A 21088-nucleotide genomic window follows, 5' to 3' on the forward strand; every position below is an offset into this window, starting at 1 on the left:
TTCAGAGTGATCAGAACCAGTGGTTCTGAGCGATCACTCTTCACCCCCCTTGACTCAAGTGGGCTCGAGAGGCAAACGGCGTTGCGTTCCACTGGTGTGCACCTGTCTGCTTTTCAGCTCGCTTCGAAGCGGTTTGCAGCACGGTTCTTGCGCACGTTGCGTGGGTCCCAGACGCGGCCGTTCATGGCGACGTAGACACCGTCGGCGAGGGATTGCAGGGCGCCTACGGCGCAACCGATGTTGAACACGGCGTCGGATCCCTGGAAGCGTGCCGGGTTAAGCGCGCCGGTCAGCACGATGACCTTGCCGGGGATGTCCAGCAGCACCTGCGCGGTTTCGACCATGGTGTCGGTGCCGTGCGTTACGAGCACATGCCGGTGCGGCTGTTGCGCGATGGTGCGCCGGATCAGTTCGCGGTCGTCGGCGGTGATGTGCAGGCTGTCCTTGCGCAGGATCGGGATCACGTCAAACGCGAACGCGACGCCGAGCTGGGTCAGCATGTCGCCGATATAGGGCGCACCGATCTGGTATTCGGACTTGTCGTCAAAATAGATCTTGTCGATCGTGCCGCCGGTGGTGACGATGGTCAGCTGCTGCATGGGAATCCTTGTCGCGGCGCGGAGAATGCGGGCGCGATTATGCCTCGGGCGCGACGGTCAGCCGTAGGGCATGAGCACCCACGATCCGGCTGGCCCCTCACCGGTGCGGTTTGCGTGCCCGGAGCCTATGCCGCCGGCTCGCGTGGCAAGTGGCGAGGACGCCGGCGACCGTTCATTCGTCCGCTGCCAGCAGCGCGTCGTCGGCCAGGTCATAGGTCGCCGGCGCTGTGGCACAGCGGGCGATGAAGCGGCGCGCCGCCGCCGCACGCGTCCCGTCACCGTGGCGCAGCGACCAGTCGGCCTGGCGCAGCAGCAGCGCGGCGGCGAAATCGCGGGCGAGGCACAACGCGACCTCGCGCGCTGCGGCTTCGAGCCGCTGCGGTTCCGTCGCAAGCATCGCCAGTCGTGCACAGCGCGCTTCGACATCGGCGCGCAGCGTCGCCACGGCCGGCTGCAGCGACGATGCCACCGCATCCAGCAACGCATCGATCGAGCTGCGCCAGGCAGCGAGCGCGGCCGGATTCCGGAGCACGCGCAGCACGTCGAGCGACAGCACGTTGGTCGTGCCCTCCCAGATCGGCAGTACCTGCGCATCGCGCAGCAACTGCGGCAGGCCGCTGTCTTCGATATAGCCCGCGCCGCCGAGGCACTCGATCGCCTCCGAGCAAATCGACACCGCGAGCTTGCCGGTCCAGAGCTTGGCCAGTGGCGTCAGCAGGCGCAGCAGCGTGGCTTCCGTCGTGTCGGCCTTGCCGTGCTGGACGCGGCCGAGCAGTACGATCACATGGAAGGTCAGCTGGAACGCGCCTTCGAAATCGGCCTGCATCGAAGCCAGCGTGGTCTGGTGCAGCGGATGCTCGATCAGCCGGCGGCCGAACGCGCGCCGCTTGTGCGCGTAGTCGCGCGCCAGCGCAATCGCGCGGCGCATCGTCGCGATCGCACAGACTGCGTTCCAGCTGCGCGTGACGTTGAGCATGGGAGCAATCGCGCGAACACCGTGACCGAGCCCGGCGACCGGCGTCGCCGCGACGCCGAGCAGTTCGGTTTCGGCACTCGGCAATTCGCGCGTGCCAAGTTTGGGCTTGAGGCGGTTGATGACGAGATCGCGCCATGCGCCGTCGGCGTCGCGCGGCTCGAGGTAGAACAAGGTCAATGCATCCGCACCCGTACCGGCGCCATCGACGCGGGCGAGCGCCAGCGCCGTATCGGCCTGCACCGCCGAGGTGAACCACTTTCGCCCGTACAGCCGCCACTGGCCGGTGCTGTCCTGGCGCGCGGCGGTTTCGCTGTCGCCGACATCGGAACCGCCGGGCGTTTCGGTCATCCACTGGCCGGAGATCCAGAACCGCGCCGGATCGCGGCTGAGGTAGCGCGGCAGCGTGCGTGTGCACAACTCCGGGTTGGCCGCGGCCTTGAGGCAGGTCGCCGCGCCGTCGGTCATGGCCAGCGGGCAGGTGAAGAAGGCGCTCGCGACGTGGTGCAGATAGACCCGTGCGAACTGATCGATGCGCCCGTGCTCGGCGTAGGTGTCTTCATGGCCGGCCGCGACCAGGCCGAAACGCGCAGCGATGTCGCGCGCCTCGTGCCAGGCCGGTGTCAGCTCGAGGCGATCGACGCGCCGGCCCTGGGAGTCCCACTGCGTCAGGTGCGGTTCGCGCGCGCTGCGTTCGCGCTCGCGGTGCCACGCCGCCGCAGCGTGTGCGCCGAGTTCGTCCAGTTCGGGCGTGATGGCCTCGCGCACGGCCACAGGCAGGCTGCGCTCAAGCTGCGCGCGCAGCACACGGTCGTCGCGGAACTGGTTGCCGAGCTCGGCGGCGCTCTGGATGAAGGTCACGGGCTGCCCTCCGTTGATTCAGGTGCGCGGCTTGCGCTTGTAGCCGCGCGCACCCCAGCCCAGCGCTGCGGTCAGCGCCAGGCACAACACGATCTCGACCAGGGCGAGACCGCGCGCGCGCGGCTCGCCCCAGGCGGCGACGATACCGTGGCAAAAATAGAACAATCCCAATATGCCGACCCACAACAGCGCGCGAGCCAGGCCGCGGCGCAGCGCCAGCAGCGGCAGCAGCAGCGGGCCGACGGTCAGCGCCAGCGCCAGCGCGCGCGACCCGTTCAGCGGCGGCGCGAGCCAGCCGTGCCACAGCAGATGCAGCAGCACGAGTCCGGCCCAGCTCAGCAAGGCGAGCAGGCGCGGCGTCATGGACTGGCTCCGAGGCGCCGCGCGATATCCGCGACGCGCCGGCCCAGTGCGCGCGCGAGTTCGCGCTCGGTGTCGCTGACCGGCCGCGCGCCGTCGCTACCGGCGACGTGGCTGGCGCCGTAGGGCGTACCGCCCTCGCGTGTGCTGCTCAGGCCACGCTCGGTGAACGGCAGGCCGACGATGAGCATGCCGTGATGCAGCAGCGGCAGCTGCATCGACAGCAGTGTCGATTCCTGCCCGCCGTGCTGGGTGCCGGTAGAGGTGAATGCCGCCGCCGGCTTGCCGACGAGGCTGCCCGAGGCCCATTCGGCGCTGGTGCTGTCGAGGAAGTGCTTGAGCGGCGCGGCCATGTTGCCGAAGCGCGTGGGGCTGCCGAGGATCAGGCCGGCACACTCGCGCAGATCCTCGTGCGTGGCATACGGTGCGCCGGTGTCAGGCTCGGGCGGCGCGGCGACCTCGGTGACCGGCGCCACTGGCGGCACCTGGCGCAGCCGCGCGCGGACGCCTTCCACCTCTTCCACTCCGCGCGCGATATGGCGGGCAAGCTGTGCGGTCGCGCCGTGACGGCTGTAGTAAACGATCAGGATGTCACTCATCGGGACGGTCAAGGAACCTCGGAACAAAACGGAGAACAGGCTTTTGCGTTCGCAGCCCGCTTGTCAAGGGATCTGTGGACGCGCAGCGTTCGGCGCGGTCGTGCATGCCGGGTTGCCGGTCAAGGCAGCGAATACATTGCACCTGCCCGAGCGCCGCGCAGATGCCCAAACGACCCGCAGGTTATCATCGCCCGCCCGGCCCGCCCGCCGCCGACGGAACCCGTTGCACGCATGAGGAAGGATCCCGACCCGTTGCAGGTCCTGCTGAGCCGCATCCAGGCGCTGCTGCGCACGAAGATGAGCAGCGACCGGGCGCAGTCCTTTGCGATCTTCCTGTGGCAGCGGTTCCGCGACGACCGCTGCCCGCAGTCCGCCGGCGCGCTGGCATTCACCACGCTGATTTCGCTGGTGCCGCTGACCGCGGCAATACTCGGCGTGTTGTCCTCGTTTCCGGTGTTCTCGCGCTGGCAGGCGGACCTGACCAATTTCGTGTTCGACAACTTCGTCCCGGCTGCTGGCCGCACCGTGCAGGCCTACCTGACCGAGTTCGCCAACAACGCGAGCCAGGCCACCGCGATCGGCGTGGTCGTGCTGCTGGTCAGCGCGGTGTCGCTGATGATGAGCATCGAGGACGCGTTCAACCGCATCTGGCGCGTCGCGACCGCACGCGCGGCGGCCTCACGCTTCGTGATGTACTGGACCGCGCTGTCGTTCGGGCCGCTGCTGCTGGTCACGGCGCTTGCGCTGAGCTCCTACCTGTTCGCGTTGCCGCTGGTCGCCGGTTACGAAGCGCAGCTCGGCATCAAGGCGCGCGTGCTGAACCTGCTGCCGTTCCTGATCATCTGGGTCTCGCTGATCGCGAGCTACCTGATCATCCCCAACCGCACCGTACGCCTGCGCGACGCGGCCATCGGTGCGTTGCTCGCGGCGGTGCTGTTCGAGGCGGCCAAGCGTGGCTTCGCGTTCTACCTCGGCACGCTGACCTCGTACGAGCAGGTCTATGGCGCACTCGCGGTGGTCCCGGTGTTCATGCTCTGGATCTATCTGTCCTGGCTCGTCGTGTTGCTCGGCGCGTCGGTCTGCGCGGCGATCAGCGCGTTCGAATACCGTGGCCTGCACGAACGGCTCGCGCCCGGGCACGAGTTCGTCGGCCTGCTGTGCGTGGTGAGCCGTTTCGCCGATGCCCAGCGTGCCGGCCAGGGCCTGCGCAGCGAAGACCTGCGCGTACGCGAGCGCTTCCTGACCGACGACCTGCTGCTGCGCTATCTGTCCGACCTGCACCGCGCCGGCATGGTGCAGCGCACGGAGTTCGGCGAATGGGTGCTCGCGCGCAGCCTCGATGCGGTTACCCTGTTCGATCTGTACGAGAGCGGCCTGTACCGGCTGCCGCTGACCGTGGCGCCGGCCGAAACCGCGCGCTGCCATCTGCCGCCGGCACTGTCCTTGCTCGTGGGTACCGTCGCTGGCGATCTGCAGGCTGCGCTGGACGTGCCATTGAGCGAAATTTTTCCGCCGCCGTCCCGCTCCGGGCCGTCGGTCCCTGATGTCGCGGAGCCGCCATGAAAATCCTGTTCGCCACGCTCGCCCTTGCCCTGTTCGCCGCGCCGCCCGCGGCGGCGGCGGAACCGCCGGCCAAGCCGGAACTCAGCATCAGGACACTGGACGGCAAGACCTTCAATCTCGCCGACCACAAGGGCAATTGGGTAATCCTGAATTTCTGGGCAACCTGGTGCTCGCCCTGCATCAAGGAACTACCGGAACTGTCGCGCTTCGTCAGCGCGCACAAGAACGTGCGGGCGATCGGCCTGGCCTACGAGGACACCGAGGTCGACGAGATCAGGGCGTTCCTGGCCAAGCATCCGGTCAGCTTTCCGATCGCCCAGGTCGATACCTTCGATCCACCCAAGTCGCTGGAAGTCCCGCGCGGCCTGCCGACGACCTACCTGATCGCGCCCGACGGCAGCATTGCGAAGAAGTTCACGGGGCCGATCGACGAAGCCGCGCTGCGCACCGCGACCGGGATCAAGGACTGACCATGGCCGCTGCGCGCTTTATCGTCAGTGGACGTGTGCAGGGCGTGTTCTTCCGTGCGTCGGCGCGCACCGAAGCGCTGCGGCTGAACCTCAGCGGCTACGCGAACAACCTGCCGGACGGGCGCGTCGAGGTGTTCGCGCAGGGCGCGATCCATGCGGTCGACCGGCTGGAGCAATGGCTGGAGCACGGCCCGCCACTGGCTCAAGTCACGCTGGTGGAGCGCGAAACCGTCGCCGAGGAAGACTGCGACGGTTTCGTTGCTCGCTAGGGAATCCTGACCAGCAAATACGTTGGAGAACGTCCGCATGGATTTTGCCGCGGGACCAGGCGCGATGGGGCGACGTACCGGGAGCACGGCGACGAATCGCAACGACGTATCGTGGCAAAACCCCCCTGGGATGTCCGGAAACTCACGGATTGGCACGCTGTGCCGCATCCGCTCCGGCGACGGCGCGCACTACCAGGTCTCTTTGACCCAGCGCGACGCGTCGGCCACCTTTTCCCTGCCGGGCTTGCCCTTGAGTTTCGGCAGCTTGAGCGGTTTTTCCGGCACCTTGTGGTCGGGCAGCCAGTCGAGCAGATGGCGGATCAGGTTGAGCCGGCCGCGGCGCTGGTCATTGAAATCGACGAGGAACCACGGCGCGTTGTCCGCGTGCGTCGCGGCGATCATCGCGTCGCGCGCCTCGCCGTAGTCGGCGTACCTGTCGCGCGCAGCGATGTCGACCGGCGAAATCTTCCAGCGCTTGAACGGATCGGCGGCGCGTTCGGCGAAGCGCTCTTCCTGCATTTCCTGGTCGACCGTCAGCCAATACTTGACGAGCAGGGTGCCCGCATCGGTCAGCAGGCGCTCGAACACGGGACATTGCTGCAGGAACTGCTGGTACTCGGCTTCGCTGCAGAAGCCCATGACTTTTTCCACGCCGGCGCGGTTGTACCAGCTGCGGTCGAGCATCACGATCTCGCCCGCCCCCGGCAGATGGCTGACGTAGCGCTGGAAATACCACTGGCTGCGTTCCTGCTCGTTCGGCTTGGACAGCGCGACGACGCGATAGCCGCGCGTGTTCAGCATCTGACCGATTGCCTTGATCACACCTCCCTTGCCGGCTGCGTCGCGGCCTTCGAAGACCACGACCAGACGCTGGCCCTTCTCCATGATCCAGCGCTGCGCATCGATGAGTTCGCGCTGCAGCGGTTCGAGTGCGGCTTCATAGTCCTTGCGCTTGATTCCGCCCATGGTGTGGTCCTTTGGCGTGATGAAAGGGTCAGTGAACCTCGGAACAACTCAATCGGGCTTTCTGTTCTCGAGCCCCCTTGAGTCAAGGGGGGTGAAGAGTGATCGCTCAGAACCGCAGGTTCTGATCACTCTGAACGCCCAACGGGCCGGACGAAGAGTGATCGCTCAGAACCGCAGGTTCTCATCGTTCTGAACGCCCAACGGGCCGGGTTGTGGAGATCTGGCGCCGAGTACAAGAGCATCGGTACCAGGCCTTGTCGAGTGCTCCCTTAACGCTATTCGCGCAGGCGCGGCATGAGCCCGGCGAGGTTGCATGGTTTAGTGCGTGCGTCGAGCTGTGCGCGGATCAGTTTCTCCCAGGCCGTGCGGCAGGCCGAGGTCGATCCGGGCAGGCAGAACACGAAGGAATTGTTGGCCAGTCCGGCGAACGCGCGCGATTGCATCGTCGCCGTGCCGATCTCGGTGAAGCTGACCGCACGGAAGGTTTCGCCGAAGCCGGGCATGAGCTTGTCCAGCAGCGGCTCGACCGCTTCGGGTGTCGTGTCGCGCCCGGTGAACCCGGTACCGCCGGTGATCAGCACGCCATGCACGCGCTCGTCGGCGATCCAGCCCGCGACGAGGGCGCGGATGCGGTACTTGTCGTCCTTGACGACGCAACGCTCGTGCAGCGCATGGCCGGCGTCGCCCAGGGCGGCGACGAGATAGTCGCCGGAGGTGTCGTTATCCGGCGTGCGCGTGTCGGACACGGTGAGCACGCAGAGCGTCAGCGGACGGAATTCGGTATGGGCAGGCATGCGCGCACGCTAACCCAGCGCGAAGAAAGAGGAAAGAGAAGCGACAAACGAGTGCGCGTCTGGCGCGTCGCGGTGGTGTCGCCCCGTTTCTCGCTTGTCGTCTCGCGTTCCCGACCCCGCGTCCCGAATCGTCGGAAACGCGACATCGCGTCGTCGTCGCGGAAGCGGCATCCTTGTGCGCATGACGACCGTCAGACGCACGCGCCGCATCGGCTTCATCGGATTCCCGCAGTTCAACGCGCTGGACCTGACCGGGCCGTTGGACGTGTTCTCGGCCGCGGCCGAACTCGAGCGTGAACAGGTCGGCCCGCGTCGCCGCGCCATCTACGAGACCGTCGTGCTCGGGCTCGACGGCTCGCCGTGCCGCACCGAATCGGCGCTGACCGTGCTGCCCGACCTGGCCCTGGCCGACGCGCCGCCGCTCGACACCGTCATCGTTCCCGGCGGCTGCGGCGTGCGCGAACCGGCGACGCTGCAGGCGCTGGCGCAGTGGCTGCGGCACCGCGGTCCGCGCCTGCGCCGCATCGCCTCGGTCTGCACCGGCGCCTATGCGCTGGCCGAGGCGGGGCTGCTCGACGGCTGCCGTGTCACCACGCATTGGCGCCATGCGGGCGCGCTCGCCGCGCGCTATCCGCAGCTCACGATCGACGCCGACGCGATCTTCCTGCGCAGTGGCCGCATCTACACCTCGGCCGGCATCAGCGCCGGCATCGATCTGGCGCTGGCCCTGGTCGCCGAAGACCACGGCCCGGCGCTCGCGCTCTCGGTGGCGCGCGAGCTCGTCGTGCACGTCAAGCGCGACGGCGGCCAGCGCCAGTATTCGGCACCGCTCGCGTTCCAGACCCAGGCCGGCGACCGCCTCGGCGACCTCGCCGCCTGGGTGCTGCGGCACCTCGGCGAAGACCTTTCCGTCGAGCGCCTCGCGCAGCGCTGCAGCCTGAGCCGCCGCCAGCTCAGCCGCCGCTTCCGCGAGGCCTTCGGGGTGGCGCCGGCACAGTACGTCGAGCGGCTGCGCGTCGACGAGGCGCGCCAGCGCCTCGCCGAAAGCCGCGCGTCGATCGACCGCATCGCCGCGGTGCTGGGATTCCGCAGCACTGACGTTTTCCGCCGCGCCTTCGAACGCCAGGTCGGCATTGCGCCGGCGCAGTACCGCGCGCGTTTCGGCGCGGGTGAATCATCGGGTGAGTTCTAAAAAAATTTGTCAGAACAGTCGCCAGGAGTAGGGCATGTACCTGCGTTTTGCTTTTGCCGTGATTGCTGCAGCGCTCTCGACCATTGCCGGTGCGCAGGTCCCGACCGACTTCAGCGCGCTCGAGCAGCGCGCCGCACGCGAGGTGGACAGCGGCAGCGTGCCGTCGCTGGCCGTCGCCGTCGTACAGGACGGGCGCATCGTCTATGAGCGCGCCTTCGGCCATGCGGACCTGGCGTCACGCCGCGCGGCCACCGTGCACACGGCCTATGCGCTGGCGTCGGCGTCCAAGCCGATCACCGCCACCGCGCTGCTGCAGTTGGCGCGGCGCGGCAAGGTCGATCTCGCCGCACCCGTGCAGCGCTATATCGCGCCGCTCGCGCTGCGCGCGCCCGAGGGCAGCGCGTTCGGCCAGCCGCGCCTGCAACAGCTGCTCGACCACACGGCCGGACTGGGCACGTACGCGCACATCTACTACGGCGAGGCGATCGCGTCGGCGCCGACGTTCGCGCAGACGCTCGATCGCTTCGGCGTGCTGATGCAGCCGCCGGGCCGTATCGCCGAATACTCCAACCTCGGCTACGGCGTGATCAGCCACATCATCGAGCAGCGCAGCGGACTGGGCTTCGGCGAGTATCTGGAGCGCAATGTGTTCGCGCCGCTGGAGATGACGGATGCGTTCGTCGATGCGCCGGGCGCGCGCGACACGGACCTGGCCGTGCCGTACGACGCGCGCAACGGCGTCTTGCCGGCACTGCGCAACGACACGCCGGGCGCGGGCAATATCCACGCGAGCGCGCATGACCTCGCGCGCTTCGCGCTGCTGCATCTGGATCCGGCCGCGATGCGCGGCGCCGTGCTAAAGCCCGCCGACGTGCAGCGCATGCAGCGCAACGCCGATCCGAAGGCGCTGCAGCACTACTACGCCAACACCTATTACGGTCTGGGCTGGTATGTGCGCCCGGACGACGGCGGCCAGCGCGTGGTCTGGCACGAAGGCGGCATGCCTGGTGCGAGCAGCATCATCAAATTGCTGCCGGAACGGCGCATCGGCGTGGTGGTGCTCGCGAACAAGACCGAGGTCAACGGCGTGACCCAGGCCATCGCCGACGACGCCCTGCGCGCGCTCGTGCCCGGCTACGCGCCGGGGCCGCTCGATGCGACCGCCAACTACGCGCCGTATGCGGCGCAAAAGCCGTTTCTCGGCGAGTGGAAAGGCGCGATCGCCGTCGACGGCAAGTCACTGGCGTGCACCCTGACCTTCGGTGCGGACGGCAAGGTCAATCTCGCTTTCGCCGTGTCGCCGAGAGCCGACGCACGCGAACAGGGTGGGTTCGGCGGCATCGTCTACGGTGATTCCTTCATCGGCGCCGTGCCGCTGAAGCTGCCGATCCTCGACCAGGCCGGCAGCGAAAGTCCGCTGCTGCTGGTCAAGCTCGTGCGCACGGGCGAGGTGCTGCAGGGCAGCCTGGTGGCGTACTCCTCCCCGGCGCGTCTGGACTACCTGCTGCCGTTTGCGGTGCGGCTGGAGAAGACGCGCTGACTGCTACGCCTGTGCCTGTGCCTGTAGCTTCGCGGCTTTCGCCGCGTTGCGCGCGGCCTTGCGGTCTCGCCGCCGCTGCGCGCCACGCTCCAGCAGCAGGTAGATCGCCGGTGTCGTGAGCAGCGTGAGGGTCTGCGAGATCAGCAGGCCGCCTATCATCGCGATGCCGAGCGGTCGGCGCATTTCCGCGCCAGCGCCGAAGCCAATCGCGAGCGGCAGCGCGCTGAAGATCGCGACCAGCGAGGTCATCATGATCGGCCGGAAGCGCACGAGGCAGGCTTCGCGGATCGCCTGCGCCGGCGTCATGCCCTGCTCGCGTTCGGCGACGAGGGCGAAGTCGATCATCATGATCGCGTTCTTCTTGGCGATGCCGATCAGCAGCACGATCGCGATCACCGAGACGATCGACAGCTCGGTGTTCGTGACGAGCAGCGCGAGCACCGCGCCGACGCCAGCCGAGGGCAGGGTCGAAAGGATCGTCAGTGGATGGATCAGGCTCTCGTAGAGCATGCCGAGGATCAGGTAGACCGCGAGGATTGCCGCGAAGAGCAGCAGCGGCGTGTCGCTCTGCTGTTGCTGGAAGCGGCGAAAATCGCCGCCGAATTCACCGCTGATGTCGCCGGGCATGCGCAGGTTGGCCATGGTCTGCTGCACGAGCTTGCCGGCTTCGCTCATCGGCACGTCCGGCGCAAGGCCGAATGACACGTCCATGACGGCGAACTGCGCGCGGTGCTGGATCTGCGTCGGTGAGATGCCGTCGCGCATGCGCGTCAGCGCCGTGATCGGCACCATCGCGCCGTTGCTGGACTGCACATACAGGCGTTCGAGCGAGCCCGGTGTCGCAGCTTGGCCCGGGTCGGCCGTGACGACGACCTTGTATTGGTTGATGTCGGAGTAGATCGTCGACACCTGGCGCTGGCCGAAGGCGTCGTACAGCGCGCTGTTGATGGAGGCAATGCTGACGCCGAGGCGCGCGGCCGTGTCGCGATCGATCTCGAGGTTCTGGCGCAGGCCGGCGTCCTCCAGGTCCGAACCGACGTCGCGCAGCTGCGGCAATCTCTTCAGCGCCTCGACCAGCCTGGGCGTCCACTCCTGCAATTGTCCGAGATCACTGCCGCGCAGCGAGAAGTTGTATTGCGCGCCGCCTCCGCCTCCGCCGCCTCCCCCGCCACCGATGTCCTGCACCGGCCGCAGGCGCAGACGGATGCCGGGTATCCGACCGGCTTTCTGCGACAGCCGGTTCATGACCAGGAATGTCGACACGTCACGGCCTTCGCCGAGCGGCTTGAGATTGATGTACATCGTGCCGGACCCGCCGCCACCGAAGCGGCCTCCGCCGACGCGCACGCCGACGCTTTCCACCGCCGGGTCGGCGCGCACGATGTCGACTATCTTCTGCTGGCGCTCGACCAGCACGTCGAAGGACACGTCGGAACCCGCACTGGTCGAACCCTGCAGTTGGCCGGTGTCCTGCTGCGGGAAGAAACCCTTCGGCACGATGATCATGAGCCAGACCGTGAGCAGGAGAAGCAGCGCTGGCAACGTGGCCATGAGCCGCGGCCGCTCCAGCGACCAGTCCAGCGCGCGGCGATAGACCTCGACGCTCCACTCGTGCGCGGCATCGATGCGGCGTTCCCAGCGGCCCGGCGGCTTGTCGCCGTGCGGATGCATGAACTGGGCGCACAGCGACGGCGTCACGGTCAGTGAGACCACAGCGGAGATGGCGATCGCCGCGGCCAGGGTGACTGCGAACTCGCGGAACAGCAGGCCGAGAAAGCCGCCCATGAAGAGCAGCGGGATGAACACCGCGAGCAGCGACAGCGTGATCGAGACGATCGTGAAGCCGATCTCGCGCGCGCCCAGCAAGGTGGCTTCGAGCCGAGGCATGCCCTGTTCGAGATGCCGCGAGATGTTCTCGATCACCACGATCGCGTCGTCGACGACGAAGCCGATTGCGATGACGAGGGCCATCAGCGACAGATTGTTCAAGGTGAAGCCGAGCACATACATGACGCCGAACGCGCCGGCCAGCGACAGCGGCACGGTCAGGCCCGCGATCAGCGTCGGCGCGAGGCGGCGCAGGAACAGCAGCATGGTCACAATGACCAGACCGAGGCTGATCAGCAGCGCGACCTGCACTTCCATCACCGAGGCACGGATCGTCGGCGTGCGGTCGAGGAACGGCGTCAGCTTCGCGTCGCTCGGCAGCCAGGCGCGCAGTTCCGGCACCATGGCCTTGACCGAGTCGACGGTCGCGATCACGTTCGCGTCGGCCTGCTTGCGCACGAACAGCAGGATCGCGCGCTGGCCGTCGAACCAGGCCGCCTGGTAGCGGTCTTCCTGGCCCTGCGCGATCGTGGCCACGTCGCGCAGGAATACCGGATTGCCGTTGCGATTGGCGACGATGAGGTTGGCGAACTCCTCGGGTCTGCTCATGGAATTGTTGGATGCGATGGCCATGGTCGTGCGGCCATCGCTCAAGAATCCCTGCGCCGTCGTCACGTTGGCTGCGACCAGCGCGCGGCGGATCTCGTCGGCGGAAATGCCGCGCGCGTTGAGCGAGCGCAGGTTCAGGTCCACGCGGATCGCCGGCGTTGCGCCGCCGGCGATGTCGACGTCGGCGACGCCGGGTAATTGGCGCAGCCGCTGCGCGACCAGCGAGTCGGCGAAGTTGAACAGCTCGCCCATCGGCCGCGCTGTTGAGGTCAGCGCGAGGATGATGATCGGCGCGTTGTTCGGATTGGCCTTCACGTAGGTCGGCGCGGTGCGCAGGCCCGAGGGAAGGTCGGGCGAGGCTGCGTTGATCGCCGCCTGAACGTCGCGTGCGGCGCTGTCGAGATTGCGGCCGGCGTCGAAGATGATGACGACCGATGCGCTGCCTTCCCGGCTAGTGGAGTTCATCTCGTCGATGCCGGCGATCTGGCCGAGGTGCCGTTCCAGCGGCGCGGCGACCGTCGTCGCCATCGTCCCGGCATCGGCGCCGGGCTGGCTTGCCGAGACGAAGATCGCCGGGAATTCGACGTTCGGCAGCGGCGCCACGCCGAGCAGCGTGTAGCAGATCATGCCGGCGACGAACAGGCCGGCCGCGAGCAGCGAGGTGCCGATCGGCCGCTTGATGAAGGGTGCGGAAATGCTCATGGCGTGGCCGCGACGGCGGAGCCCGGCGCATGCCCACGGCGCTGCGCGATCCAGTCGTTGACGCGTTCGAGGTACAGATAGATCACGGGCGTCGTATACAAAGTGACGAGCTGCGACAGCAGCAGGCCGCCGACGATGGCCACGCCGAGCGGCCGGCGCAGCTCCGAGCCGATGCCGTTGCCGAGCGCCAGCGGCAGGGCGCCGAGCAGTGCGGCCGCCGTGGTCATCATGATCGGGCGGAAGCGCAGCAGGCAGGCGCGGTGGATCGCTTCGCGCGCGCGCAGGCCCTCGCGCTGCGCCTCGATCGCGAAGTCGATCATCATGATCGCGTTCTTCTTGACGATGCCGATCAGCAGGATGATGCCCACGATGCCGTCGATGGACAGGCTCATGCCGCAGACGTACAGCGCGAGCAGCGCGCCGACGCCCGCCGGTGGCAGCGTCGAGAGGATGGTCAGCGGATGGATGTAGCTCTCGTAGAGCACACCCAGCACGATGTAGATGACGAGCACAGCGGCCAGGATCAGCAGCAGCTCGTTGGCCTGCGAGGCGGAGAATTCCGCCGCCTTGCCGACGAACATGCCGCGCACCGAGGCGGGCAGGTTCATCTCGCGCTCGACCGCGTGGATCGCCTCCACCGCTTCAGACAGCGAATAGCCGTTTGCGGTGTTGAAGCCGATCGTGATCGCCGGTAGCTGGTCCTGGTGCGCGATCACCAGCGGCGCGTTGGTCACGCTGGCGCGTGCGACGCTGGACAGCGGCACGGTGGTGTTGCCCGCGACGCTGCCGGCGACTGCACCGTTGCCGCTCGCGCGCACGGCGAGCTTGTCGAGCAGATCGCTGCTGGTGCGGAACTCGGGCGCCACTTCGAGCACGACACGGTATTGGTTCAACTCGGTGAAGATGGTCGAGATCTGGCGCTGGCCGAACGCGCTGTACAAGGTGTCGTCGATGCTCTGGATCGCGACACCGAGGCGGCTGGCCTGGTCGCGGTCGATAGCGAGCAGCAGCTGCAATCCCTTCGACGCGAGGTTGTTGTCGACGTCGGCCAGCTCCGGCCGCTGGCGCAGCAGCGCGGTCATGCGCGCGGCGGCTTCGCCGAGCTCGTTCGCGTCCACCGTGGTCAGCGTGTACTGGTATTCGGTCGCGCCGACGCGACTGTCGAGCGCGACGTCCTGCACGGGTTTGAGATACAGCGCGATTGCCGGGATCTGCGACGTTGCCTTCTGCAGCGCCGGCAGCACTTCGTCGAGGCCACGGCGTTCGCCACGCGGCTTGAGCACGATGCTGAGCTGGCCCTGGTTCAAGGTCGGGTTGATCGCGCCGGCGCCGACGAAGGCCGCCACGCCATCCACATCCGGCACGCTGCGCAGTGCCTGCGCGGCGGCTTCCACGCGCGCCTGCATCAGCGGGAACGCGATATTCTCGTCGGCCTCGACGACCGCAGTCACGAGGCCGGTATCCTGTTCCGGCAGCAGGCCTTTCGGAATCACGACGTAGAGCAGCGCGGTCAGTGCCACCGACGCGGTCGCCACTGCCATGGTCAGGCGCGGGTGGTCGATGACCCAGAGCAGACTGCGGTCATAGGCATCGAGCACGCGTCCATACAGGCCGCTGCGGCTGGCGTGGTCGTTGGCATCGGCCTTGATCGCGCCGGGCTTGAGCAGGTACGCGCACATCATCGGCGTCAGGGTCAGCGAGACCAGTGCCGACAGCGCCACCGCGATCGAGAGCACCCACGCGAATTCGTGGAACAGCCGGCCGGTCACGCCGGGCATCAGCAGCAGCGGCAGGAATACCGCGATCAGCGACACGGTCAGCGACACGACGGTGAACGCGATCTCCTTCGCGCCGATCTCGGCCGCTTCACGGCCGCTATGGCCTTTCTCGAGATAGCGCACGATGTTCTCGATCATCACGATCGCGTCGTCGACGACGAAGCCGGTCGCGACGGTCAGCGCCATCAGCGAAAGGTTGTCGAGCGAGAAGCCGGCGAAGCTCATGACCGCGAACGTGCCCAGCAGCGACAACGGCACTGCGACGCCGGGAATCACCGTGGCCCAGAGCCGGCGCAGGAACATGAAGATCACCGCCACGACGAGGATGACCGTGAGCACCAGCGTGAACTGCACGTCGTGCACCGAGGCGCGGATCGTCACCGTGCGATCGGCGAATACCTCGAGATCCACGCTCGCCGGCAGCACCGCGCGCAGCTGCGGCATCAGGGCCTGTACCTGTTCCACCGTGCTGACGATGTTCGCGCCGGGCTGACGGCGGATGTCGAGCAGCACGGCCGGCTTGCCGTTGGCCCAGGCCGACACCTGGTCGTTCTCCACGCCGTCGATGATGGTGGCGACATCCTTGAGGCGGATCGCCGCGTCGTCGCGCCAGCTGATGATCGCGTCGCGATAGGCCGCTGCATCGCGCAGCTGGTCGTTGGTGCCGATGCTGAAAGACTGCACGCTGCCGTTGAGCGAGCCCTTCGGCGCGTTGACGTTGAGCTGGGTCAGCGCGCTGCGCACGTCTTCGAGCGTGAGGCCGAGGTTGGCGAGCTGCCCCGGATTGACCTGCACGCGCACGGCCGGGCGCACGTTTCCGGCGATGCTGACCAGACCCACGCCGCTGACCTGCGACAGCTTCTGCGCGAGGATGCTGTCGGCGTAGTTGTTGACGTCGCGCAGGGGCAGGGTCTGCGAGGACAGCATCAGCGTGATGATCGGCGCGTCGGCCGGATTGACCTTGTTGTAGACCGGCGGATACGGCAGGCCGCTCGGCAGCGTGCCGCGCGCGGCGTTGATCGCCGCCTGGACGTCCTGTGCTGCCGCGTCGATGTCGCGGTCGACCTGGAACTGCAGGTTGATCGTCGACAGCCCGGACGAACTGTCGGAAGTCATCAGGGTCAGGCCCGAGATCTGGCCGAACTGGCGCTCCAGCGGCGTGGTCACGAGGGCGGCGATCGTGCTTGGGCTCGCGCCCGGGTACTGCGTCGTCACCTGCAGGTTCGGTGCGTCGATGTCCGGCAGCGCCGACACCGGCAACTGGCGATAGCCGAGCAGGCCGAGCAGCACCAGCGCCAGCATCAGCAGCGAGGTGGCGATCGGGCGGCGGATGAAAATAGTGGAGAAAGACATGAGTTTTCCGGATGCGCCGGCGCTGCGTGGCTAGCCGCGCCGCCAGGCGTGGCGCGGTGAACTGCGAATGGGTGTGGCACGTGTGGTGGCGCGAGGATGCGTGAAGCCCTGTCCTGAAAGGTCTTCTGACAACGATTGTTGGCCACCGGGAAGCGGACGCAGCGGAGTACGCCACCGGTCGGAGTGCGGCAATGCCGGAGCAACACCATCCCCACCCCAACCCTCCCCTTCAAGGGGAGGGCTGGGGCGGGGATGGTGTTGCGGCGAGGCCATCACGGTGACGCGCTCAACCGCCGCGCCGCCGTGGTGGCGTTTCGCCGGGTTTCGTTTCGCCGCTCGCCCCCGGCGCGGCCGGTGCTGGCGGCGTCTCGCCCGGCGCCAGCGCGAGTACCTTGGCGCCGGGCTTGAGGCGGAACTGGCCTTCGCTGACGACCTTGTCGCCGGCCTTGAGTCCGTCGAGCACGACGGTCTTGCCGCCGGGCGCTTCGGTGCCGGGCTTCACCGGTTGCAGCGCGACGGTGGATTCGCTCGTGACGAGATAGACATAGCTTCCGTCCGGACCGCGCTGCAGCGCCTGGGTCGGTACGGTCACGGCATTGGTCAGAGTGCCGACTTCGAGTCGGATGTTGATGAATTGCCCCGGCCACAAGGTGTTCCCGGTGTTCGGGAACTCGGCCTTGAGCTTGAAGGTGCCGGTGGTCGCGTCGATCTGGTTGTCGATCACGCTGAGCGTGCCGACCGCGACGATGCGATCGTCGGAACGGTCGCGCGCGGTCACCTTGAGTTCCGGCCCGGCGGCGCGCACGCGTTCGAGCTGCTGCTCGGGCAGCGTGAACACGCCGTTGATCGGACGTACCTGGGTCAGCACGACGATGGCTTCGCTCTGGCCGCCCTGCACGAGATTGCCGACGTCGACCTGGCGTATGCCGGCCAGGCCGGCGATAGGCGCTCTGATGACGGTGTAGCCCATCTGGACGCGCGCGGCCGCCGCGGCGGCTTCGTCGGCGGCGACCAGCGCTTCGAGCTGGCGCACGGTGTGACGCTGGTTTTCCAGATCCTGCGCCGCGACGAAATTCTTCTGGATCAGTTCTTCGTAGCGCTTGAGCGTGGAGCGCGCGCCGCCGAGCTGCGCCTCATCCTGCTTTTTCTTCGCCAGCGTCTGGTCGAGCTGGGTCTGGTAGGTGCGTGCGTCGATGCGCGCGATGACCTCGTCCTTGGCGATTTCCTCGCCTTCCTTGAACAGGATGGCTTCGATCTGGCCGCCGACCTGCGGCCGCACGCTGACCGTGTTGAGCGCTTGTATCGTGCCGAGTGCATCGAGGTTCAGCGCGACGTTCTCGGTGGTCGCGGCCACCGCGGTGACCGGGATCGGCGCGTCGGCGTCGCTGCCACCGCGGCGTTGCCCTGTGCCGCCGCCGCCGCTGAAGCTGCGGTAGACGATCAGGCCGGCCAGGCCGACGACGATGAGGATGACGATGATCTTGCCACGCGACATGCCTGCTTCCTTGGGTGAATGGCGTTGCGGATCCGCTTGCGGTAACACGGTCCCGCCGGCTTAACGGGCTGGCGTCCGCGGCGTTGACAGGATCGTGGGAAGAATTTTTTCAACCGCAACCGGACGGTTGCGGTACCCGGATGCGGGGACGCCGGGTAAGGTCGCAATCACGCATTGCCCCGCTCGCGCACCGGATGCTTGGCCAGCTTGCGCTGCAGGGTGCGCCGGTGCAGCCCGAGGCGACGCGCCGCCTCCGAGATGTTGCCCTCGCTCTCGACCAGCACGCGCTGGATATGTTCCCACTCGAGCCGGCGCAGCGGCGGCGCATGTTCACCGCCGTTCGCGACGAGCTCCGGGTCGCCATCGTCGTCGCGCAGTGCGCGCACGATGGCGTCGGCGTCGACCGGCTTGGCCAGGTAGTCGTGCGCGCCGCGCTTGATCGCTTCGACCGCGGTCGCGATCGAGGCGTAGCCGGTCAGCAGCAGGATGCGTAGCTGTGGCGCGATAGCAAGGAGCTGCGGGATCAGCGCAAGCCCGTTGTCGGCACCGAGCTTGAGGTCGAGCACTGCGTGCGTCGGGTGCTCGCGCCGCAGCAGCGCCAGCGCGCCGGCGGCGTCATGCGCGACGCTGACCTCGAAGCCGCGCGCGACGAGGGCACGGGCGAGCACGCGCGCAAAGGTCTCGTCATCGTCGATCAACAGCAGGCGTTCGGGCTTGTCCATGCGAGGCAGTTTCCGCGGTATCGGGTGAAGGGGAGGCCACGGCCTCGGCGGCCAGCAGCGGCCGTAGCGGCAGGGCGAGCACGGTTTCCACGCCGGCACCAACCGCCTCGCGTGCGTGCAGGTTACCGCCGAGGCGTTCGGCGGTGGCATCGGCCAGCGCCAGGCCGATGCCCAGGCCCGTGCTCTTGCTGCTCTGGAACGGCGTGCCAAGTACGGCAGCCATTCCGGCGGCAAAGCCCGCGCCTTCGTCGCGTACGCGGAATTCGAGCATGTCGCCGGTCACCTGCACCTGCAGCGCAATGCGGTCGGCCTGGTTGGCGAGCGAGGCATCGGCGCCGTTGTTGAGCAGGTTCAGCAGCGCGTGTCGCAGCCCGGCCGGCACGACGATGCGCAGCGCTGCGGCCGCTTCCGGCAAATCCACGGCCAGCGCGACTTCCGGGCGCAGCAGGCTGTAGCGGTGCTGGCAGTCGGCCACGAACTCGCCGAGCAGACGCTGCTCGCTCGCCTGGGCCAGCTGCGCCTTGCCGACGGCGACCAGCTCGCGCAGGCTGTCGCGGCAGCGCTCGACCTGGCTGTCGAGCAGGGCCAGATCTTCGGCCAGCACACCGTCCGTGTGCTCGCGGCGCAGCTCCGTGATCAGCGTGCGCATGGTCGACAGCGGCGTATTGAGTTCGTGCGCCGCGCCGGCGGCCTGGGTTGCGATGGCGAGGAAGCCTTCGTCACGCAGCGCACGCTCGCGGATGCGCTGGGCCAGCGCCTGGTTGTCGCGCAGCACGAGCGCCAGGCGCGAGATGAACCAGCCCAGCAGACAGGCGCTGATAAGAAAAGACATCGCCATGCCGAGGATGTGCAGTCCGCTGCCCAGTGTCGGCAGCGGCTGGTTCCAGCGCAGCAGCGTCAGATAAGTGACTAGCGACATCAGCGCGACCGCGATGACGTGGCGCGGATTCAGCGCGGTCGCAACCAGCGTGATCGGCAGCAGCAACAGCGCCGCGAACGGGTTGGTCGCCCCGCCGGTCAGGAACAGCAGCCAGCCCAATACGACTGTGTCGATCGCGACATGCAGCATCAGCTCGCCCGCGTCGACCGGCCAGGACTGGGCCAGGCGCCAGCGCACCACGAGCGCGAAGGTACCGAGTGCAGCGATGCCGGCGTACAGGCGCGGCGTATCCAGCGGGATGCCGAGGCCCTTGGTCACGAACAGCACGGTCGCGGTCTGCCCGATCACCGCGGAAAAGCGCAGCCAGGCCAGCGTGCGCGCGACCGCGGGGATGCCGAACTCCGGACGGCGCGGATTCATGCGCGCCCTGGCCCGATCGCGCGCGCCGGCGGCGTGGTTGCTGCGAGACTGGCGCGGATCAGCTGCGATCTCCCGACAGCAGGTCGCCGAGTCCGCCGAGTACCGAGCCTTCTTCCTTGCCGCCCTTGGCGCCGGCCAGCATGCGTCCGGCCATGCGCGAGAACGGCAGCGACTGCAGCCAGATCTTGCCCGGCCCGGTCAGCGTAGCGAGAAACAAGCCCTCGCCGCCGAACAGCATGCTCTTGATGCCGCCGACGGGCTTCACATCGAAGCCGACGCTGTCGGTCAGCGCCACCACGCAGCCGGTGTCGACGTCGAGGCGTTCGCCCGGTGCGAGCTGGCGCTCGACGATGGTGCCGCCGGCGTGAATGAAGGCGAGGCCGTCGCCCTCGAGCTTCTGCATGATGAAGCCTTCGCCGCCGAACAGGCCGGTGAGGATCTTGCGCTGGAAGAAGATGCCGATGGAAACGCCGCGCGCGGCGCAGAGAAAACTGTCCTTCTGGCAGATCAGGCGTCCGCCGAAATCGGTGAGCTTCATCGGCACGATGGTGCCGGGGTAGGGCGCGGCAAACGCGACCTTGCCCTTGCCGCTGCCGTTCTGCGTGAACATCGTCGTGAACAGGCTTTCGCCCGTGATCACGCGCTTGCCGGCCGAAAGCAGCTTGCCCATGAAGCCGCCGCTGCTGCCGGCCTGCGAGCCGTCGCCGAACACCGTGTCGAGCTTGACGTCGGCCTCCTTGTACATCATGGAGCCGGCCTCGGCGATCGCGCTTTCGCCCGGGTCCAGCTCGATCTCGACGAACTGCATGTCCGAGCCGAAGATGCGGTAGTCGATGTCGTCGGCGTTGCGCTGGCCGGCATTGCGCACGACCGGCGGCGCGGCCACCGCAGCCGGCGGCAGCGTAGCGAGGCTGTCGCGCAGTTCCTCGACCTGGCCGATCGGCTGCCATTCGGCGAAACCCTGGCGCCAGCAGTAGCCGTTGGCGTTGCGCCGGGCCTGTTCGCGCGCCTGGACGTCTTCGAACGGGCCGGTCTGCTCGCCGCTGTAGTTGAAGAACCACTGTGCCATTGTGTGCTCCGGGATGGACGTTGCGGCGAGTGTAAGGGAACACGAAA

Annotated in this window: 17 protein-coding genes; 5 read left to right on the top strand and 12 right to left on the bottom strand. The window is 67.8% G+C overall.

Annotated features, from left to right (window positions below; genetic code table 11):
- Positions 1-113 precede the first annotated feature (113 nt).
- The 4 genes from RUU78_RS16685 to wrbA form a co-directional block, all read right to left on the bottom strand.
- Positions 114-599, bottom strand: coding sequence for an asparaginase domain-containing protein (locus tag RUU78_RS16685; RefSeq protein ID WP_313918588.1), 486 nt, complete (start codon positions 597-599; stop codon positions 114-116).
- Positions 600-771: 172 nt separating this feature from the next.
- Positions 772-2433 carry an acyl-CoA dehydrogenase family protein gene (locus RUU78_RS16690; protein WP_313918589.1) on the bottom strand — a complete coding sequence of 554 codons (1662 nt, stop codon included), beginning with the start codon at positions 2431-2433 and terminating at the stop codon, positions 772-774.
- Positions 2434-2451: 18 nt separating this feature from the next.
- Positions 2452-2796 carry a DUF2069 domain-containing protein gene (locus RUU78_RS16695; protein ID WP_313918590.1) on the bottom strand — a complete coding sequence of 115 codons (345 nt, stop codon included), beginning with the start codon at positions 2794-2796 and terminating at the stop codon, positions 2452-2454.
- The gene (wrbA, locus tag RUU78_RS16700; RefSeq protein ID WP_313918591.1) at positions 2793-3392 is read right to left on the bottom strand and encodes an NAD(P)H:quinone oxidoreductase; all 600 of its coding nucleotides are present in this window, start codon (positions 3390-3392) and stop codon (positions 2793-2795) included. The genes RUU78_RS16695 and wrbA overlap by 4 nt, the downstream gene beginning before the upstream one ends.
- 231 nt (positions 3393-3623) lie before the next feature.
- Between wrbA and RUU78_RS16705 the strand changes: the two genes are divergently transcribed.
- Genes RUU78_RS16705 through RUU78_RS16715 form a run of 3 tightly spaced genes read left to right on the top strand, consistent with a single transcriptional unit; the run spans position 3624 to position 5694 of the window.
- Positions 3624-4955: a YihY family inner membrane protein gene (locus tag RUU78_RS16705; protein ID WP_313918592.1), complete on the top strand. Its 1332-nt coding sequence runs from the start codon at positions 3624-3626 to the stop codon at positions 4953-4955.
- Positions 4952-5425 (top strand): TlpA disulfide reductase family protein, encoded by a 474-nt coding sequence (locus RUU78_RS16710; RefSeq protein WP_313918593.1) that lies wholly within the window; start codon positions 4952-4954, stop codon positions 5423-5425. Before RUU78_RS16705 ends, RUU78_RS16710 begins: the two co-directional genes overlap by 4 nt.
- Before the next feature lie 2 nt (positions 5426-5427).
- Entirely contained in the window at positions 5428-5694 is a 267-nt protein-coding gene (locus tag RUU78_RS16715) for an acylphosphatase (RefSeq protein ID WP_313918594.1), read from the top strand.
- Between the two features lie 189 nt (positions 5695-5883).
- Here RUU78_RS16715 and ppk2 read toward each other — a convergent pair whose 3' ends face one another.
- A complete protein-coding gene (gene ppk2 / locus RUU78_RS16720; protein ID WP_313918595.1) occupies positions 5884-6660 on the bottom strand; it encodes a polyphosphate kinase 2 in 777 nt (258 codons plus the stop codon).
- Between the two features lie 275 nt (positions 6661-6935).
- Positions 6936-7454 carry a molybdenum cofactor biosynthesis protein B gene (gene moaB / locus RUU78_RS16725; protein WP_313918596.1) on the bottom strand — a complete coding sequence of 173 codons (519 nt, stop codon included), beginning with the start codon at positions 7452-7454 and terminating at the stop codon, positions 6936-6938.
- Positions 7455-7635: 181 nt separating this feature from the next.
- On the opposite strand from moaB, the gene RUU78_RS16730 reads away from it, so the two are divergent.
- Both RUU78_RS16730 and RUU78_RS16735 read left to right on the top strand, forming a co-directional pair.
- Entirely contained in the window at positions 7636-8646 is a 1011-nt protein-coding gene (locus RUU78_RS16730) for a GlxA family transcriptional regulator (RefSeq protein ID WP_313918597.1), read from the top strand.
- A 34-nt stretch (positions 8647-8680) separates the two neighbouring features.
- The gene (locus tag RUU78_RS16735; protein ID WP_313918598.1) at positions 8681-10186 is read left to right on the top strand and encodes a serine hydrolase domain-containing protein; all 1506 of its coding nucleotides are present in this window, start codon (positions 8681-8683) and stop codon (positions 10184-10186) included.
- Between the two features lie 3 nt (positions 10187-10189).
- Here the strand turns inward: RUU78_RS16735 and RUU78_RS16740 are convergent, their stop codons facing one another.
- The 6 genes from RUU78_RS16740 to RUU78_RS16765 form a co-directional block, all read right to left on the bottom strand.
- A complete protein-coding gene (locus RUU78_RS16740; protein ID WP_313918599.1) occupies positions 10190-13324 on the bottom strand; it encodes an efflux RND transporter permease subunit in 3135 nt (1044 codons plus the stop codon).
- Positions 13321-16455 carry an efflux RND transporter permease subunit gene (locus tag RUU78_RS16745; RefSeq protein WP_313918600.1) on the bottom strand — a complete coding sequence of 1045 codons (3135 nt, stop codon included), beginning with the start codon at positions 16453-16455 and terminating at the stop codon, positions 13321-13323. Before RUU78_RS16745 ends, RUU78_RS16740 begins: the two co-directional genes overlap by 4 nt.
- Before the next feature lie 286 nt (positions 16456-16741).
- Entirely contained in the window at positions 16742-17950 is a 1209-nt protein-coding gene (locus tag RUU78_RS16750) for an efflux RND transporter periplasmic adaptor subunit (RefSeq protein WP_313918601.1), read from the bottom strand.
- Positions 17951-18117: 167 nt separating this feature from the next.
- Positions 18118-18672, bottom strand: coding sequence for a response regulator transcription factor (locus RUU78_RS16755; RefSeq protein WP_313918602.1), 555 nt, complete (start codon positions 18670-18672; stop codon positions 18118-18120).
- Positions 18635-19972, bottom strand: coding sequence for an ATP-binding protein (locus RUU78_RS16760; protein ID WP_313918603.1), 1338 nt, complete (start codon positions 19970-19972; stop codon positions 18635-18637). The genes RUU78_RS16755 and RUU78_RS16760 overlap by 38 nt, the downstream gene beginning before the upstream one ends.
- Before the next feature lie 58 nt (positions 19973-20030).
- The gene (locus tag RUU78_RS16765; protein ID WP_313918604.1) at positions 20031-21041 is read right to left on the bottom strand and encodes a TIGR00266 family protein; all 1011 of its coding nucleotides are present in this window, start codon (positions 21039-21041) and stop codon (positions 20031-20033) included.
- Positions 21042-21088 lie beyond the last annotated feature (47 nt).

This window comes from Tahibacter sp. (genome assembly GCF_032229445.1).
Taxonomy (GTDB): domain Bacteria; phylum Pseudomonadota; class Gammaproteobacteria; order Xanthomonadales; family Rhodanobacteraceae; genus Tahibacter.